This window comes from Hankyongella ginsenosidimutans, from assembly GCF_005144965.1.
Taxonomy (GTDB): domain Bacteria; phylum Pseudomonadota; class Alphaproteobacteria; order Sphingomonadales; family Sphingomonadaceae; genus Hankyongella; species Hankyongella ginsenosidimutans.
The window spans coordinates 142,596-157,908 of the sequence record NZ_CP039704.1; the positions used below are offsets into that span (position 1 = coordinate 142,596).

A 15,313-nucleotide genomic window follows, 5' to 3' on the forward strand; every position below is an offset into this window, starting at 1 on the left:
GGAGACGTTCTGCCGCTCGACGACCGTATACCCCAAGGCGGCAAGCGCCGGTTTCATGGTTTCCAGCGCGCTGCCGTCCTCGATCTCCAGTCCCTGGGGCCGAGGAAGTAGTTAGGATAATCGATTGCACGCTGAATATCCATGCCCCAATCGAGGCTGGCGATCAGGGTTTTCAGCACATGCCCGATGATCCGGCTGCCGCCAGCTGACCCCAACGCCAGCCGCAGGCTGCCGTCCGGATTGAACACCAGCGTCGGCGTCATGGAGCTGCGCGGCCGCTTGCCCGGCTCCACCCGGTTCGCGACTGGCTTGCCGTTCGCTGCAGGCACAAAGGCGAAGTCCGTCATTTCATTGTTCAGGATCGCGCCGTCGACAAGCAGGAACGACCCGAACGGCGCCTGCACGGTACCGGTGTAGGTGACGGCGTTGCCCTTGGCGTCGATGGCCACGAAATGGCTGGTCGACGGCAGCTGGTGGCCGTGGTCGGGCAGCCAGGCGCTCTTGCCGACACCCGGCGGCGTGCCGGCCGCCGGCAGCGGCGTCGCGCGCTCCGGATCAATCTGCCCGGCGCGGGTCGCGAGATAGCCGCGGTCGATCAGGCCTGCCGTCGGCACATCGATGAACGCCGGGTCGGCGACATAGGCGTCCCGGTCGGCGAACGCCACCGCCTGCGCGCGTGCGATCAGGTGGATGGCCTTGGGCGACTGTGGCCCCAGTGCCTTGAGGTCATATGGTTCCAGCAGCGCCAGGGTCGCCAGAAGCGTGGTCGCGCCAGAGGACGGCGGTGCCATGCTGCAGACCTTGTACTGGCGATAGGTGCCGCACAGCAGCGGCCGCTCGATGGTCTTGTAGGCCTTCAGGTCGTCGACGGTCAGGCTACCGGGGAAGCGCGGGCTGGTCTGCACGGCGTCCGCGATCTTCCTTGCGGTCGCGCCGGTGTAATAGGCGTCCGCCCCTTGGCGGCGATCCGGTGCAGCAGGCGCGCATAGTCCGGGTTCTTCAGGATATGGCCAACCGGCCAGGACTCGCCGTTCGCATCGAGGAAATAGGCGCGCGCGGCCGGAAAAGCCGCCAGCAGGCTCTTGGCCTGCGTGACCATCATGGTGAAGCGCGGTGTGATGTCGAAGCCTTGTTCGGCATGGCGGATGGCTGGCGCGAACAGGGTGCGCCAGGGCAGCACGCCGTATTTCTTGTGCAGTGCTTCAAGCAGACGGAACATGCCCGGCGTGCCGACTGCCCGGCCGCCCTGAATGGCGTCGCGGATCGAGGCCGGCGTCCCGTCCGGGTTCAGGAACAGCCGCTCGGCCGCGCCGGCGGGCCGTCTCCCGGCCATCGATCGACGTGGTCTGACCAGTGGCGGCATCATAGACGACTGCAAAGCCGCCGCCGCTCACGCCGGACGATTGCGGCTCGACCAGCGACAACACCAGTTGCATCGCGATCGCGGCATCCGCCGCCGATCCGCCTTTCGCCAGCATCTCGCGACCGGCGTCCGCCGCCAGCGGATTGGCCGCCGCCGCCATGTAATGCTTCGCCCGCGCAAGCTCGACCGTGCGGCTGGCCTTGGTTTCGTTCGGCTCGACCTGCGCCTGCGCCGCGCCACCGGCAAGCAGTGCGCAAACCAGCAGGCCGATGGTGTCTTGAAAACGCATCAAGCGGATGCTCCCATGGTGTAAAGACCGTGGGCAGTCTAACCCGCTGCGCCCCCGGCAAGCCCAGCCACGGCAACGCAGCGTTCTTGGGGTTCCCATGCTTCGTCAAGCTCACCACGAGCGGGCGCTAGAACCGCTCGCCCTGAGCCTGTCGAAGGGGAGCAGCGCGCCTCATGGTTCGTCAAGCTCACCATGAGCGGGCGCTAAAACCGCTCGCCCTGAGCCTGTCGAAGGGGAGCGGCGCGCCTCATGGTTCGTCAAGCTCACCATGAGCGGAAAGGCGTCAAGCTCACCATGAGCGGGCGCTAAAACCGCTCACCCTGAGCCTGACGAAGGGGAGCGGCCGAACGCGCGAGACTTTTCAACCTCTCGATGTCCCCGACTATCAGCGCCTCCTTTTGGCGCGCGACCATCCTTTGATCCGACGCTCCATAGCGAAAGCGTTGTCACGATCCGCAAAATCGGAGGCCCATCGTAGCTTCAGCGGTCGACGTGTGCTGGTATATCCCCGCAAAATCCATTGTCGTGCTCTGCAAGCCGGCGATCCAGGTCGTCTGTGTGCCCGGTATAGTAAGACCCATCTGCGCACTGCAGAATGTAGACCCAGAACGACATGCCGTTCTTTGCCCTGTACTTGCTGAGATTGCGTACGCGATGCTGATGCGCGCCCCATGGTTCGTCAAGCTCACCATGTGCGGGAAGGCGTCAAGCTCACCATGAGCGGGCGCTAAAACCGCTCGCCCTGAGCCTGTCGAAGGGGAGGGCGCGCCTCATGGTTCGTCAAGCTCACCATGAGCGGGAAGGCGTCAAGCTCACCATGTGCGGGCGCTAAAACCGCTCGCCCTGAGCCTGACGAAGGGGAGCGGCGCGCCTCATGGTTCGTCAAGCTCACCATGAGCGGGAAGGCGTCAAGCTCACCATGAGCGGGAAGGCGTCAAGCTCACCATGAGCGGGAAGGCGTCAAGCTCACCATGAGCGGGAAGGCGTCAAGCTCACCATGAGCGGGAAGGCGTCAAGCTCACCATGAGCGGGAAGGCGTCAAGCTCACCATGAGCGGGAAGGCGTCAAGCTCACCATGAGCGGGAAGGCGTCAAACTCACCATGAGCGGGAGGACGTCAAGCTCACCCTGCGCGGAACCCCAGCCCGCTCGCCCTGAGCCAGGACAGAAGCGAGAGTAGCGGTCAGAGATCCGCGCCGACGATGTCCTGCAGCCGTGCGACGCCGTCGCGGTCCATCAGCGCCAGCAGGTCGCGCTGCATCCGTGCCGCCAGCCCCGGCCCTTCATAGACGAGCGCCGAATAGAGCTGCACCAGCGATGCGCCGGCGCGCATGCGTTCGTAAACATCCGCGCCGCTCGCGATGCCGCCGACACCGATCAGCGGCAGTCGTCCGCCCGTCGCGCGCGCGAACTGGCGCAGCATATCCAGCGCCAGCGGTTTGAGCGGCGCGCCGGACAGGCCGCCGACCTCGGCGCGCGCCGCCGCGCGCAGGGTCATGGGCCGGGTAATCGTGGTGTTCGAGACGATCAGCCCGTCGACGCCGCGGTCCAGCGCCACCTCTGCAATGTCCTCGACATCCGCAGGCGTCAGATCGGGCGCCACCTTGACCAGCAGCGGCGTCTGTGCCTCGCCGCGCGCGGCCTGGCACTGCGTCACCAGTTCGGTGAGGGCATCCCGCGATTGCAGCGCCCGCAGGCCCGGCGTGTTCGGTGACGAGATGTTGATCGTCAGATAGTCGACATGAGGGGCGAGTGCCGCAACGCCGGCCGCATAATCCGCCTTGCGGTCCGCACTGTCCTTGTTCGCCCCGACGTTGCCGCCAACGATCCCCGCCCGCGGCCGCGCCTTCAGTCGCGCCTGTGCAGCAGCAAGCCCGGCGTTGTTGAAGCCGAGCCGGTTGATGACGCCAGCATCCTCCACCAGCCGGAACATGCGCGGCTTCGGATTGCCTGGTTGCGGCAGCGGCGTCACGGTGCCGCATTCGACGAAGCCGAAGCCGAGCGCCAGCATCGCGTCCGGGGTTTGCGCGTTCTTGTCGAACCCGGCCGCCAGCCCGATCGGATTGGGGAAGTGCTGCCCCAGGACGTCGATCGCCAGCCGCGGGTCACAAGCGCCAGGCCGACTGCGCGGCAACAGACTGAGCGCGCGGACGGTCAGGTCATGCGCCGTCTCCGGGTCAAGCGCGAACAGCACCGGCCGCAGCAGCGGGTAGAGACCGGCGATCAGGCGCATAGATCGTCCGGCAGGCAGTAAGCGCCATCCGCGCCGCGTGCGAGCCACCAATGCCGTGTGATCAGGTCCATCGGCAGGCTGGCATAGAGGTGTGGGAACAGCGCGCCGCCGCGCGACGGTTCCCAGCGCAGGGCCGCACCGCAGCGCGCAGGCTCGACCTCGGCAAGCACGACGCCGTCGATATCGGCGAAATATTTGGCCAGCGTCCCCGCGACCTGGTCGAGGGCGGACAGGTGGATATAGCCGTCGCGGCGGTCGTCAGCCGAGCCGGCGAAAACGCCGTCCCGCACCAGCGCAGCCCACTGATCCCGGGTCAGAAGTTTGTAGATCATGATGAACCGTTGCCTATGCGCGATCAGCCGCCTTCGCAAGCTGGCGTCAGCAGCTAAAGTTGCTGCCACAAAAATAATCATGCCACATGGGAGACCGTACATGCTGAAACGCCGCCTCATCGCCATTCTGCTCGCCGCCGCCGCACCGGTTGCCGCGCTGGCACCAGTGACCAATGCCGTGGCCGCCGAGCAGACCGAGAGCGAACGCCTGAACGCCTTCTTCGAGCGCGTCTACCAGGAGAACATCAAGCGGTCGCCGGTCGCGCAATCCTACCTCGGCATCAAGACCGATTACGACAAGTGGGACGACGAATCGGATGCGAACGCCATCAAGGAGTTCGAGATCGCCCAGAAAGATCTGGCGGAAATACGCACGTTCGACACCAGCAAGCTCGATGCCGACGCCATTCTCTCGTATCGCATCTTCAAGAGCATGATGGCGCGCCGCACGGCGGCGTTCCAGTACCGCCGCTACGGCTACGTCTTCGATCAGATGAACGGCGAGCAAAGCAGCATCCCCGCCTTTCTCATCAACATTCACCGTGTCACTTCAAAGTCGGACGCCGAGGCCTATGTGAAGCGCCTGCAGGGCGTGGCGGCGCTGATGGACCAGCACATTACCGAGGCACGCGAACGCGAGAAGCTGGGCATCCTGCCACCCAAGTGGGTCTACCCCTATATTGTATCAGACGCGAAGAACCTGCTCACCGGTGCCCCGTTCGACAGCTCGGGCAAGGACTCGACCCTGCTCGAGGACTTCAAGGCCAAGGTCGCCAAACTCGACCTCCCGCAGACGGACAAGGACAAGCTGGTGGCGGACGCCAGCGCGGCGCTGCTCGCCTCGGTCAAGCCGGCCTACGAGAAAGTCATCGCCTTGATGACGGAGCAGGAGGCACGCGCCACAAACGACGACGGCGCCTGGAAATTCCCCGACGGTCAGGCTTTCTACAACGAACGGCTGAAATTCCACACCACGACCGACCTGACCGCAAAGCAAATCCACGACCTGGGCCTGAGCGAAGTCGCGCGCATCCATGGTGAAATGCGCAAGATCATGCAGCAGGTTGGCTTCAAGGGTTCGCTGCAGGATTTCTTTGCCTACATGCGCGACGATCCGCGCTTCTATTACCCGAACACCGACGAGGGCCGGAAAGACTATCTGGCGGAGGCCAACCGGCTGATCGGCACGGTGAAAGCGAAGCTGCCGGACTTCTTCGGCACCTTGCCGAATGCGCCGCTGGAAGTGAAGCAGGTGGAGGCGTTCCGGGAGAAATCCGCCGGCAAAGCCTTCTATCAGCGCCCGGCGCCGGATGGCTCACGGCCGGGCGTCTATTACGTCAATCTCTACAACATGCGGGATATGTCCAAGGCGGAACTGGAAGCGCTCGCCTATCATGAGGGTCTGCCGGGGCACCACCTGCAGCTGGCGATCGCCACCGAGCTGAAGGACGTGCCCAAATTCCGCAAGTTCGGCGGCTTCACCGCCTACTCGGAAGGCTGGGGCCTCTATACCGAGGAACTGGGCAAGGACATGGGGTTCTACCAGGACCCCTATTCCGACTTCGGCCGCCTGCAGATGGAACTGTGGCGCGCCTGCCGCCTGGTGGTCGACAGCGGCCTGCATGACAAGCGCTGGACCCGCGAGCAGGCGATCCAGTACCTGAAGGACAACACGCCGAACCCAGAAGGCGACATCGTCAAGGCGATCGAGCGCTACATCGTCTATCCCGGCCAGGCGACAGCGTATCTGGTCGGCAAGCTGGAGATCATGAAACTGCGCAGCGAGGCAAGGGCGAGGCTGGGCGATAAATTCGACATCCGCGCCTTCCACGACGCCATTCTGAAATCCGGCGCGGTGCCGCTCGACATCCTGCGCGAGAACGTGACAACCGCGACCGGCGGCAAGGTCTGATCTGATTTTTCTTCTCGCTGTAACCTGCCCTCGGGTACCGGCGAAATTCAATCGGTAGGCGTCATGGGGCGCGGCCAACAGCCAAGGCCGCGCCCAAACGCTTCAAGGGGAAAAGATGGCCTGGCGCCGCACGAGCTTTGTGCTCTTCACGCTTGTCAGCCTGTTTTGCTGTGGTTCGGCTTCGTCTACGCGACCGTTCATGACATGCTCTGGTTTCACGCCGCTGCCGTGCCGGAGGCGATCCGCCCGCAGGTGAAGCCCTTGTACTTCGCCCTGATGCACCTGATCGGCGGCTCCTCTTTTGCCCTTGGGCTCCTCGGGCTCTATGTGCTGTACGGCCCGGTCCGCAAGGGCGTTGCGGGTGCCGCAACCGCCCTCACCCTGGTCTATCTGCTCCCGTTCGCGGTTGCGGCCTATACGGCGGTCGAACTCGCAGAGCGTACCGGCGCACCGACCGCCTGGTACAACATGGCGATCCTGTCAGCGATTACTCTTGCGGGCTATGGCGCGCACGCACTCAGCAAACGCGGCCCTCTCGCTCAAGCATAGGGCTGGTATGACTTTTCCTCGACGATCAGGATCCGGCGCGGGTATTGATCGCACGTTTCACCGCCGCACGCTCGTCGTTGGTCACATAGACGGCCCGCGCGAGCGCAATGAACGTCTCACCAAAATCCTTTGCGCGCTCGCAGTCGCGGATATCGTCCTCGATCACCCAAAGCTTCTCGTTGATCGCCTTGAGCTCCGCGCGCAGGTCGTCGTAGTGCGCGGCACCTTCCGGCACACGGTTCAGCTCTGCGAGCAAAGGTCGAGTTCGATCCGCACATTGGCGATCTTGGCCGGATCGTGCATGCGTTCGGTCTTGATTTCGAGGATGGTGATCTTGTCGATCAGTTCCCCAGCGACACCGGCACCAGCACGGTGCCGGCAGGCTGTTGCGTCATGGCGTTGTCCTTTCCTGCATGTAAACCGGCAGCACGGCTGCCATTTCCCTGAACACGCCTGTCCAGTCGCCGTGCCGAGTTTGCCGGAACAGCCGCATGGTCGGATACCAGAGGGTTTGCGCGCCCTCCATGCCCCAGCGCCAGTCCGGCGACAGTTTCAGCGCCAGCCACACCGGCATGCCGGTAGCCCCCGCCAGATGCGCGACCGCGGTATCGCTGGTGACCACAAGATCAAGCGCCTGCATCGCCGCCGCCGTATCGAGGAAGGCATCCGGCCCGGCATCGAAATCCTCGCCCAGCCTCTCGATCATCATGCCAGCCGGCAGATGCGCCAGTTGCTCCAGCCCCTGCCCCTTCTGCAACGCGATCAGCCGCACCCCAGGCAGGGCGCACAGCGGCGCGAACTGCGCCACCGGGAACGAACGGCCCTTGTCGATCGCCCCGGTCGAGCCCTGCCAGGCGATGCCCACCTTGAAGCCGTGCGCACCGATCCGCGCGCGCCACGCCGCCACGCGCGCCGGCTCGGCATGCAGGTAGGGCACTGCTGCTGCCAACGGGTCGCCACTGCACAGGCGCAGCAGGCTCATCATCGGCGCTGCAGGTCATAGGCCGGCAGCGGTTCCGCCTCGGATACGACGGTCACGCCCGGCATGCTGCGCAGCAGCCGCACCAGCGGCGCGCGCACCCGCAGGATCGGCCCGGCACCGCGATCCTTCAACGCCAGTGCGTAGCGGCAGAACTGGATGGCGTCGCCCAACCCCTGCTCGGCGAACAGCAAAATCCTGCGACCAGTGACCTGATCAAGGCTTTGCAGTTCCGGCCCCGGCGGCGAGCCGGGCCAGGTCGGCAGCCGGCGCCGAACCTCGTAGGCCCAGGGCCTCGGGCGTGAACCCCTGCACCAGCAGGCTGCGCGCCCGGTTGTACGCCACCTCCGCATTGTCCGGCTGCAGCACCAGCGCCTGATCCCAGACCGCCACCGCTTCAGCATGCTGGCCGATCTCGCTGAACTCCGTACCCAGATCGTTCATGAGTTGCACATTACCGGGGTCGGCGGCCAGCGCCGCACGCCAGCAGGCGATCGCCGTGTTGTAATCCTGACGCGCCGAGGCGAGCTGCGCCAGCGAGATGTTCGCATGCAGATGATCGGGCGCACAGGCCAGCGCTTCACGATAGGCCAGTTCGGCGCGCTCCGGCATGACCAGCATCTCAAGCGCGACGCCGTAGAGGAAATGCGCCTGCGCCAGCCGGGGCTGGATCGCCAGCACACGATTGAGCGCCAACGCCGCCTCACGCGGTTGCTGCCGCCCCAGATGGGTCAGCGCCAGTGCCTGCCAGGCCTCCGCACATTGCGAGTCCAGATGCAGCGCCCGGTTCGCCCAGGCGGCGGCCTGCTCGAACTGTCTGGCCTGCGCCAGCGCCGATGCGTAATCGCTGAACAGCAGCGCATCGCCCGGCGCCGCTGTGCAGCCTGCTCGAACGCAGTGAACGCCGCCGTGAAGTCGCCCGCGTCCGCCTGCGCGCGCGCCAGCGCATGCCAAGCCTGCGGGTCGTCCGGCTTGCGGGCGAGCGCCGCTTGCGCCATGCGGATCGCATCCGCGCTCATGACACGGCCTGCGCCAACGCTTCGGCCATGCGAGCGAACACCCCGGCCCAGTCGCCGCGCTGGCTCTGCCGGAACAGCCGCATGGTCGGGTACCAGGGCGTTTGCGCGCCCTCCATGCCCCAGCGCCACTCGGCGACGAATTGCAACGCCAGCCAGACCGGCGCGCCAATGGCGCCTGCGACATGGGCGAGCGCCGTATCGCAGGTGATCGTCAGGTCAAGACACTGCATGACCGCAGCGGAGTCGAGGAAGGCGCCCCTGGGCATCGAACGCCTCGCCTAACGTCTCGACCGTCATGCCGGCTGGCAGCTGCGCCAACTGGTCAAGCCCGTCGTACTTCTGCAGCGAAATCAGCCGTACGCCGGGCAGCGCCGCAATCGGCGCAAGCGCCGCCAGTGGAAACGAGCGGTGGATATCTCCGCCAACCGCACGACCCTGCCAGTTGATGCCGATACGACAGCCTTGAGGCCCGATCCGCTCCTTCCAGTGCGCAACCCGCTTCGGATCGGCGACGAGATAGGGGCCGCCCGCACATCGGTCTCGCCGAGCAGGTGCGGCAGGCTCATGATGAGCGCATGCACGGCATCGTCGGGGAGCGCGGGATCATCGTTCGCCATGACCTCCACGCCGGAAAGCGTCTTCATAAGCGGCACGAGGGATGGCTGCACGGCGAGCACGGTTCGAGCGGCATGACGCGCGAGCCGAGGTGCAAAGCGCGCGAATTGCACGGTATCGCCGAGCCCTTGCTCAGCCTCTATAATCAGGGTCCGGCCCTTTAGTGCGTCCAGACCTGCCACATGGGTGCGCCCGGCCAACTGAACCTCCAGCTCCGGCATGCGCTTGCGGCTTTCATATCCCGCAAAGCCGCGTGCCAGATCACCGAGGGTCAAGCGCAGCATTGCAAGGTTGAGCGCTGCGGGAAGGCCGTCCGGATCGAGCCGATGCGCACGCTCAAAGGCATCGAGGGCTTCCTTGTAGCGTCCGAGCATCTGCAAGGCGCGTCCGCGATTGACATGCGCGGACGCCAGCGCCGGAGATATGGCAATAATCTGATCGCACAGCGCCAGCGCCTCATCGAATCGCCCAAGCCCATGCAGCGCCATGGCGTGGTTGTTCAGCAAGCCCGCGTCGTCCGGGCTCAGCGCCAACGCCCGTGCGAAACTTTCAGCGGCCTCGGCAAACTTCTCCAGCTGCAGCGCCAGCCGTCCGCGCTTCTGATGGGCATCCCGGTGCGCAGGGGCATGCCGCGCGGCTTCTGTATAGGCCTGTAGCGCACGATCCGGCTGCTTCAGCGCTTCGAGGACTTGCCCATATGTGTAATGACCCGATGCAAGGTCCGGGGCCAACTGCAGCGCACGATTCAATGCCTGTATGGCGTCCCGCATCTGCTCAAGGCCATTGAGCGCCTTCCCGCGCTGCACCCAGGCCGGCGCCAATTGCGGATCGATGACCAGGGCATGGTCTGCGCATGCAAGCGCCTGTTCGAACAGGCCGACCTCCGCCAGAACCCCTGCATAGTCGCTCGCCACGACTGCATCGCGAGGCGCAAGCTTCAGGGCCTCCTCGAACGCCGGAATCGCGGCGTCGAAATCCTGCTGGCCCGCTGTCGCCAGCGCCAGCAGATGCCAGGCCTCAGTATTGTGCGCACCCATCTTGATCGCCGTGCGCGCCAGTCGTGCGGCCTCGGTTGCATCCCCGGCGTGCAGCGCCGCGCGCGCCTTGTCGAGCGCAGCCGTTCCTTTCGGTTTCATGGTACGATCTCCCGCAGGGCCGCGGCCATGCGGGCGAAGATGCCCGCCCAGTCGCTGTAGTGCTGCGGACGAAACAGCCGCATGGTCGGATACCAGGGCGAGTCTTCGCGCGTGAGCAACCAGCGCCAGTCCGGCGTATATTTCAGCGCGATCCAGGTTCTGACCCCGAGTGCGCCCGCCAGGTGCGCGACCGCCGTATCGCTGGTGACCACCAGATCGAGCGCCTGCATGACCGCGACCGTATCCAGGAAAGCGCCCGGCCCGGTATCGAAAGCGTCGCCGAGCGTCTCGACCGCCATGCCGTGCGGCAAATGCATGAGTTGTTCGACACCATCGTTCTTCTGCAGCGAAATCAGTCGCACGCCGGGGATCGCCGCCAAGGGTGCCGCCTGCGCCAGCGGATAGGAGCGACCGCGATCCACTGCCCCTCCCTTGCTGCCCTGCCAGACGATGCCAACCTTGAAGCCGTGCGCCCCAGCCGTGCGCGCCACGCCTCGACCTGGCCCGACTCGGCCTTCAGATAGGGTACAGAGGCCAGGATCGTCGCTTCGGTCGTACCCAGCAGCCGCATCAGGCTCATCAGCGGCAGATGCCGGTCGAACGCAGGGCGATCCTCGTCATTCGCGATGATCTCGATGCCGGACAGGCTCTGGCGCAGCAATGGAACCAGCGGTCGCTGCGCTTGCAGGATCACCTTGCCCGCGTGCGCCGCCAGTAGCAGCGCATAGCGGCAGAACTGCAGGGTGTCGCCCAGCCCCTGCTCAGCATAGAGCAGCACGCTGCGGCCGGCTGCGTCCTCCAGCCGTTCAAGCTCCGGACCATCCGGCGTGCCGACCCAGTTCGGCATGCGCCGCCGCTGCTCGTAGAGCGCCCAGCCTTCAGCCCAGCGCCCCTGCAGCAGCAGCAGCAGGCATTCATTGTAAACCGGCTGCACATAGACGCTGCTCTTGGCGGCCGCCTGCCTGAAGCTTTCCAGCGCCTGGTCCAGCCGGCCCAGCTCCAGGCAGGCCGTGCCACGATTGTTCCAGGCTTCCGGAGAGCGCGGGTTGGCGTCCAGCGCTCTGTCGAAACTGGCGAGCGCATCCTCATACTGTTCGAGCGCAAGCTGCGCGTTCCCGAGGTTGTTATGAGCATCGACAAACCCGGGGCGAGCGCCAGCGCTTTGCGGCACGCATCTGCTGCTTCGTCCTTCCGGTCCAGCGCCAGCAGGACATTACTGAAATTGCTCAGCACAATGGGATCGTCGGGGTGTAAATTCAGCGAGCGTTCGTAGCAGGAGACCGCAGCCGGAAAGTCCTTCGCAGCCGTCCGCACCAGCCCAAGCAGACCCCAGGTCACCGGCATCTGCGGATTGAGGTCCAGCGCCCGTTCCAGGGCAGCGCGGGACTCTTCTATGCGATTGAGCGCCAGCAGCATCTCGCCCCGGCAACTGTGCGCCTCGGGCCATTGCGGGCGCAGCGCCAGCGCCGCATCGAATGCCGCCAGCGCCTCTGCATTGCGGTTGAACACGCCCAGCACCCGCCCCAGCTCATAATGCGCCGGTGCAAGCTTGGGCGCGAGGCGTGTCGCCGTATGGAAATCCGAGAACGCCGCTTCTAGCTGCCCAAGCGTCGCCCGGGACATACCACGATTGTAATAGGGCTCTGCCTTGTTCGGTGCCCGGCGCAGCGCGCGGTCATAGGCCTTGATGGCCTCTTCATGACGGCCGAGCATACGCAGGGCGTTGCCGTGGTTGTTGTGAAAATCCGCATGATCGACCTTCAACGCCGCCGCGCGCTCGTAGGCCGAAAGCGCATCCGCCAGCTGCCCCAGCGCCGCAAAGGTGTAGCCCAGCAGATGCCAGCTGTCGAAATCGCGCGGCGACGCACGCGTCGCCTCCACGGCCCAGCGATTGGCGCCTGCAGGTCGCCGGCGTTCATCGCCTGCAATGCGCGCTCAAAGGGTGGCGAGTTCTGCATCACAGTGCGAGGTCCCGCATGGCTTCAGCAATGCAGGCGAATACGCTGGCAAGGCCGCCGGCCTGGAGCACAGCCAGGGCGCGTGCAGAGTCGGCGGATCGTCCGCTGGCTTGCATGGTGCCCCTTTCACTGCCTGTTACTTGCCGTCGCGTGCCTTTCGCGCGCTATCAAGGTCCAGGACGGTCGAGTCAACCCCGTCCGGCAGCAGCCCCAGCCGTCGTGCGACTTCCTGGTATGCCTCCACCTCACCGCCCATGTCGCGGCGGAAGCGGTCCTTGTCGAGCTTTTCGCCCGTCGACATATCCCAGAGGCGGCAGCCGTCCGGGCTGATTTCGTCGGCGAGGATGATGCGGCTGTAGTCGCCCTCCCACAGGCGGCCGAACTCCAGCTTGAAGTCGACCAGCTTGATGCCGACGCCGGCGAACAGGCCGGACAGGAAATCGTTGATGCGGATTGCCAGGTCCTGCATGTCGTGCAGTTCGTCCTGGCTGGCCCAGCCGAACGCCGCCACATGCTCCTCGGTGACCATCGGGTCGCCGAGCTCGTCGTTCTTGTAATAATATTCGATGATGGTGCGCGGCAGCGGCATGCCTTCCTCGATGCCTAGCCGCTTGGCGAGCGAGCCGGCCACCACGTTGCGCACCACAACCTCAATGGGCACGATCTCGACCTGGCGGATGAGCTGCTCGCGCATGTTCAGGCGGCGGATGAAGTGGGTCGGGATGCCCATGGTGCCGAGCAGTTGGAACACATGCTCGGAGATGCGGTTGTTGAGCACGCCCTTGCCGGAGATGATACCCTTCTTCTGGGCGTTGAAGGCAGTCGCATCGTCCTTGAAATACTGGATCAGCGTGCCAGGCTCCGGACCTTCGTAAAGGATTTTGGCCTTGCCTTCGTAGATTTGACGGCGGCGGGACATTTTGCAGATTTCCATGACTGGCCAGCGCGCTGGCGGAATCGATTGGCCGTCAGCACCCGGATGGCGCACGGCATTCTCTGGGTCTTAGCCCAATCAATGCCGTCCGACAATCCGTCGCTGCGGCAAGCGGGTCGGTGCCTATTTCGCCGCTGCGCGTTTTGCCGAAACCTTGATCGACACCGGGATGTCAAGCGACACCCAGGCACCGCTGGCGTCCGGCCCCTTGCCGATGCCCCAGGCGACGCGCTTCAAGGTCGTCGAGCCGGTCATAGCCGCCTGGTCGCCCTTGATCTCGAGGCTGAACGGCAGGGTCACCGGCGCGTTGACGCCGCGGATGGACAGGATGCCTTGCGCCACATACCGCCCCGGCCCCGCAGCCTGGATGGATTGGGTGGTAAAGCGCGCAGTCGGGAAAGCCTCGACATTGAACCAGTCCACGCCAGGCAGGGTCTTGTCGTAGGTCGTATCGCCGGTCTTTGCCGAGCCAAGCTTCACATCGATTGCAACGCGCGCGGCGTCGAGCTTGGCCGGATCGAAACTGATCGTGCCGCCCCATTGGGCAAACACGCCCGTGAAGTCCCGCCCGGCGTGCTTGCCGCTGAAGCGGATCTCGCTGGCCTTGGGGTCGATCGTCCAGCCGGCGGCGCGGGCGGGTGCCGCTGCAAGCAGCAGTGCCAGCAGAAGTGGCGCTTGATCATGGGAGACCTCAATCGATCAGCCGCGCGCCAGAAACGGCAGCATGCGCGCGAGCAGGTTGTCGCGATCCAGATACTGGTGCTTGAGTGCGGCCGCCACATGCAACAGGACCAGCAGCAGCATGGCGTTGCCGAGCAGTTCGTGCACCTCCTCAAGCTGATGCGCGGTCGCCTGACGATCGGCGACATGGGTGAGCGCGGCGATGTGCGGCCATTCGACGACACCATACAACAGCGTCGGCAGGCCAAGCGGGCTCGCGGACACCAGCGCCCAGCCGCTGAGCGGGATGCCGATCAGCAGCAGGTAGAACAGCCAGTGCGCGCCGGTCGCCGCCGCCTTCTGCCAGCCGGGCATGGCGTCCGGCAGCGGCGGCGGGCGATGCCCCAGCCGCCACGCCAGGCGCAGTATGGTCAGCAACAGCACCGTGATGCCGACCGACTTGTGCAGCTGGAACACATCGTAGGCGAGCGCTTGCGTCTCAGGCTGGTTGATCGCGCCGGCCATCCACTTGCCGGCGACGATCAACCCGATGACGCCGAGCGCGATCAACCAGTGCAGGATGATTGCAACCTGGGTGTAGCGTGTCTGCGGCGTCATCTTCTCCTCCGGATCCGGTTTACTTCGCCTGGAATTCCGCCTCGACCAGAACCTCGACCTCATCGGCGATGTTTGGCACGAAGGTCTTGAAGCCCCAGTCCGAGCGCTTGATGGTCGTCTTCGCCGAGAAACCGAGCGCCGCCTTCTTGGTGAACGGATGCTCCTTGAAGTTACCGTTCAGCGTGACGTCGAAGGTCACCGGCTTGGTAACGCCCAGGAAGGTCATGTCGCCGGTCATCTTGCCGGTCGTCGCGGTCAACCGCTCGAGGGCGCGCGAGTGAAAGACGATCTGCGGGAATTTGTCGCCGTTGAGCCAGTCGGTACCGGTCCCCAGTTTCTTGTCGAAATCCTCTTTTCCGGATTGGGATAATCCGTGCGCACCGAGCGCGGGTCGATGGCGACGAACACCTTGCTCTTCGTCGGATCGGCCGCATCCAGCGTGAGTTCAGCGTCGACCTTGGTGAAACGAGCCGTATACTTGGCCAGACCGAGGTGCATGACCTTCCAGGTCACGCTGGCGTGCGTGGGATCGACGGCGTAGACGCCCGACGGCACATCGAGCGCCTGACCATGAGCGGCGGGCGCCGCGGCGAGGGCAAAGGCTACAACAGCATAGCGCAGGCTGCGCTTCACGGAAAATGCCATGGTATTTTCTCCTTGTATGCGCCTGGCGATGTCCCGACGCCGGTGAAGGTCGATAAGCTAGACATCTTGTCG

The 15,313-nt window shown here is 65.1% G+C and carries 18 protein-coding genes and 2 pseudogenes; 2 read left to right on the plus strand and 18 right to left on the minus strand.

Going from position 1 to position 15,313, the window contains the following annotated elements; all coding sequences use genetic code 11:
• Positions 1 to 53 precede the first annotated feature (53 nt).
• From ggt to E6W36_RS00885, 4 genes and pseudogenes are all read right to left on the minus strand, one after another.
• Positions 54 to 1,751: pseudogene (ggt, locus tag E6W36_RS22655) on the minus strand (gamma-glutamyltransferase).
• A 381-nt stretch (positions 1,752 to 2,132) separates the two neighbouring features.
• Complete coding sequence (locus E6W36_RS17190; protein WP_246047908.1) at positions 2,133 to 2,267, minus strand: GIY-YIG nuclease family protein; 135 nt, start codon at positions 2,265 to 2,267, stop codon at positions 2,133 to 2,135.
• A 567-nt stretch (positions 2,268 to 2,834) separates the two neighbouring features.
• On the minus strand, positions 2,835 to 3,884 hold the full coding sequence (locus E6W36_RS00880) for a quinone-dependent dihydroorotate dehydrogenase (protein WP_222873463.1): 1,050 nt from the start codon (positions 3,882 to 3,884) through the stop codon (positions 2,835 to 2,837).
• The gene (locus tag E6W36_RS00885) at positions 3,875 to 4,216 is read right to left on the minus strand and encodes a DUF952 domain-containing protein (RefSeq protein ID WP_222873464.1); all 342 of its coding nucleotides are present in this window, start codon (positions 4,214 to 4,216) and stop codon (positions 3,875 to 3,877) included. Before E6W36_RS00885 ends, E6W36_RS00880 begins: the two co-directional genes overlap by 10 nt.
• A 100-nt stretch (positions 4,217 to 4,316) precedes the next feature.
• Here E6W36_RS00885 and E6W36_RS00890 point away from each other — a divergent pair, with 100 nt between their 5' ends.
• Positions 4,317 to 6,128 carry a DUF885 domain-containing protein gene (locus tag E6W36_RS00890; RefSeq protein WP_222873465.1) on the plus strand — a complete coding sequence of 604 codons (1,812 nt, stop codon included), beginning with the start codon at positions 4,317 to 4,319 and terminating at the stop codon, positions 6,126 to 6,128.
• 165 nt (positions 6,129 to 6,293) lie between these two features.
• Positions 6,294 to 6,677: a hypothetical protein gene (locus tag E6W36_RS00895; RefSeq protein WP_222873466.1), complete on the plus strand. Its 384-nt coding sequence runs from the start codon at positions 6,294 to 6,296 to the stop codon at positions 6,675 to 6,677.
• A 25-nt stretch (positions 6,678 to 6,702) separates the two neighbouring features.
• Here E6W36_RS00895 and E6W36_RS00900 read toward each other — a convergent pair whose 3' ends face one another.
• From E6W36_RS00900 to E6W36_RS00965, 14 genes and pseudogenes are all read right to left on the minus strand, one after another.
• Positions 6,703 to 6,933, minus strand: coding sequence for a hypothetical protein (locus tag E6W36_RS00900; protein WP_246047909.1), 231 nt, complete (start codon positions 6,931 to 6,933; stop codon positions 6,703 to 6,705).
• Positions 6,934 to 7,068: 135 nt separating this feature from the next.
• On the minus strand, positions 7,069 to 7,662 hold the full coding sequence (locus E6W36_RS00905; protein WP_222873467.1) for a glycosyltransferase family 9 protein: 594 nt from the start codon (positions 7,660 to 7,662) through the stop codon (positions 7,069 to 7,071).
• The gene (locus E6W36_RS00910) at positions 7,659 to 7,850 is read right to left on the minus strand and encodes a hypothetical protein (protein WP_222873468.1); all 192 of its coding nucleotides are present in this window, start codon (positions 7,848 to 7,850) and stop codon (positions 7,659 to 7,661) included. The genes E6W36_RS00905 and E6W36_RS00910 overlap by 4 nt, the downstream gene beginning before the upstream one ends.
• A 22-nt stretch (positions 7,851 to 7,872) precedes the next feature.
• The gene (locus E6W36_RS00915) at positions 7,873 to 8,610 is read right to left on the minus strand and encodes a tetratricopeptide repeat protein (protein WP_222873469.1); all 738 of its coding nucleotides are present in this window, start codon (positions 8,608 to 8,610) and stop codon (positions 7,873 to 7,875) included.
• Positions 8,611 to 8,671: 61 nt separating this feature from the next.
• Complete coding sequence (locus E6W36_RS00920; protein WP_222873470.1) at positions 8,672 to 8,941, minus strand: hypothetical protein; 270 nt, start codon at positions 8,939 to 8,941, stop codon at positions 8,672 to 8,674.
• An 84-nt stretch (positions 8,942 to 9,025) separates the two neighbouring features.
• On the minus strand, positions 9,026 to 10,426 hold the full coding sequence (locus E6W36_RS00925) for a tetratricopeptide repeat protein (RefSeq protein WP_222873471.1): 1,401 nt from the start codon (positions 10,424 to 10,426) through the stop codon (positions 9,026 to 9,028).
• Positions 10,423 to 10,848: a glycosyltransferase family 9 protein gene (locus E6W36_RS00930; RefSeq protein ID WP_222873472.1), complete on the minus strand. Its 426-nt coding sequence runs from the start codon at positions 10,846 to 10,848 to the stop codon at positions 10,423 to 10,425. Before E6W36_RS00930 ends, E6W36_RS00925 begins: the two co-directional genes overlap by 4 nt.
• Positions 10,779 to 11,597, minus strand: coding sequence for a tetratricopeptide repeat protein (locus E6W36_RS00935; RefSeq protein WP_222873473.1), 819 nt, complete (start codon positions 11,595 to 11,597; stop codon positions 10,779 to 10,781). The genes E6W36_RS00930 and E6W36_RS00935 overlap by 70 nt, the downstream gene beginning before the upstream one ends.
• Before the next feature lie 29 nt (positions 11,598 to 11,626).
• Positions 11,627 to 12,307, minus strand: a pseudogene (locus E6W36_RS22660) (tetratricopeptide repeat protein); the annotation flags it as partial.
• A gap of 213 nt (positions 12,308 to 12,520) precedes the next feature.
• Positions 12,521 to 13,303 carry a phosphoribosylaminoimidazolesuccinocarboxamide synthase gene (purC, locus tag E6W36_RS00945; protein ID WP_222873474.1) on the minus strand — a complete coding sequence of 261 codons (783 nt, stop codon included), beginning with the start codon at positions 13,301 to 13,303 and terminating at the stop codon, positions 12,521 to 12,523.
• Positions 13,304 to 13,441: 138 nt separating this feature from the next.
• The gene (locus E6W36_RS00950; RefSeq protein WP_222874352.1) at positions 13,442 to 14,014 is read right to left on the minus strand and encodes a YceI family protein; all 573 of its coding nucleotides are present in this window, start codon (positions 14,012 to 14,014) and stop codon (positions 13,442 to 13,444) included.
• Positions 14,015 to 14,017: 3 nt separating this feature from the next.
• Entirely contained in the window at positions 14,018 to 14,596 is a 579-nt protein-coding gene (locus E6W36_RS00955; protein ID WP_222873475.1) for a cytochrome b, read from the minus strand.
• Positions 14,597 to 14,615: 19 nt separating this feature from the next.
• The gene (locus E6W36_RS00960; RefSeq protein ID WP_425459663.1) at positions 14,616 to 14,855 is read right to left on the minus strand and encodes a YceI family protein; all 240 of its coding nucleotides are present in this window, start codon (positions 14,853 to 14,855) and stop codon (positions 14,616 to 14,618) included.
• Positions 14,852 to 15,241: a YceI family protein gene (locus E6W36_RS00965; protein WP_222873476.1), complete on the minus strand. Its 390-nt coding sequence runs from the start codon at positions 15,239 to 15,241 to the stop codon at positions 14,852 to 14,854. Before E6W36_RS00965 ends, E6W36_RS00960 begins: the two co-directional genes overlap by 4 nt.
• Positions 15,242 to 15,313 lie beyond the last annotated feature (72 nt).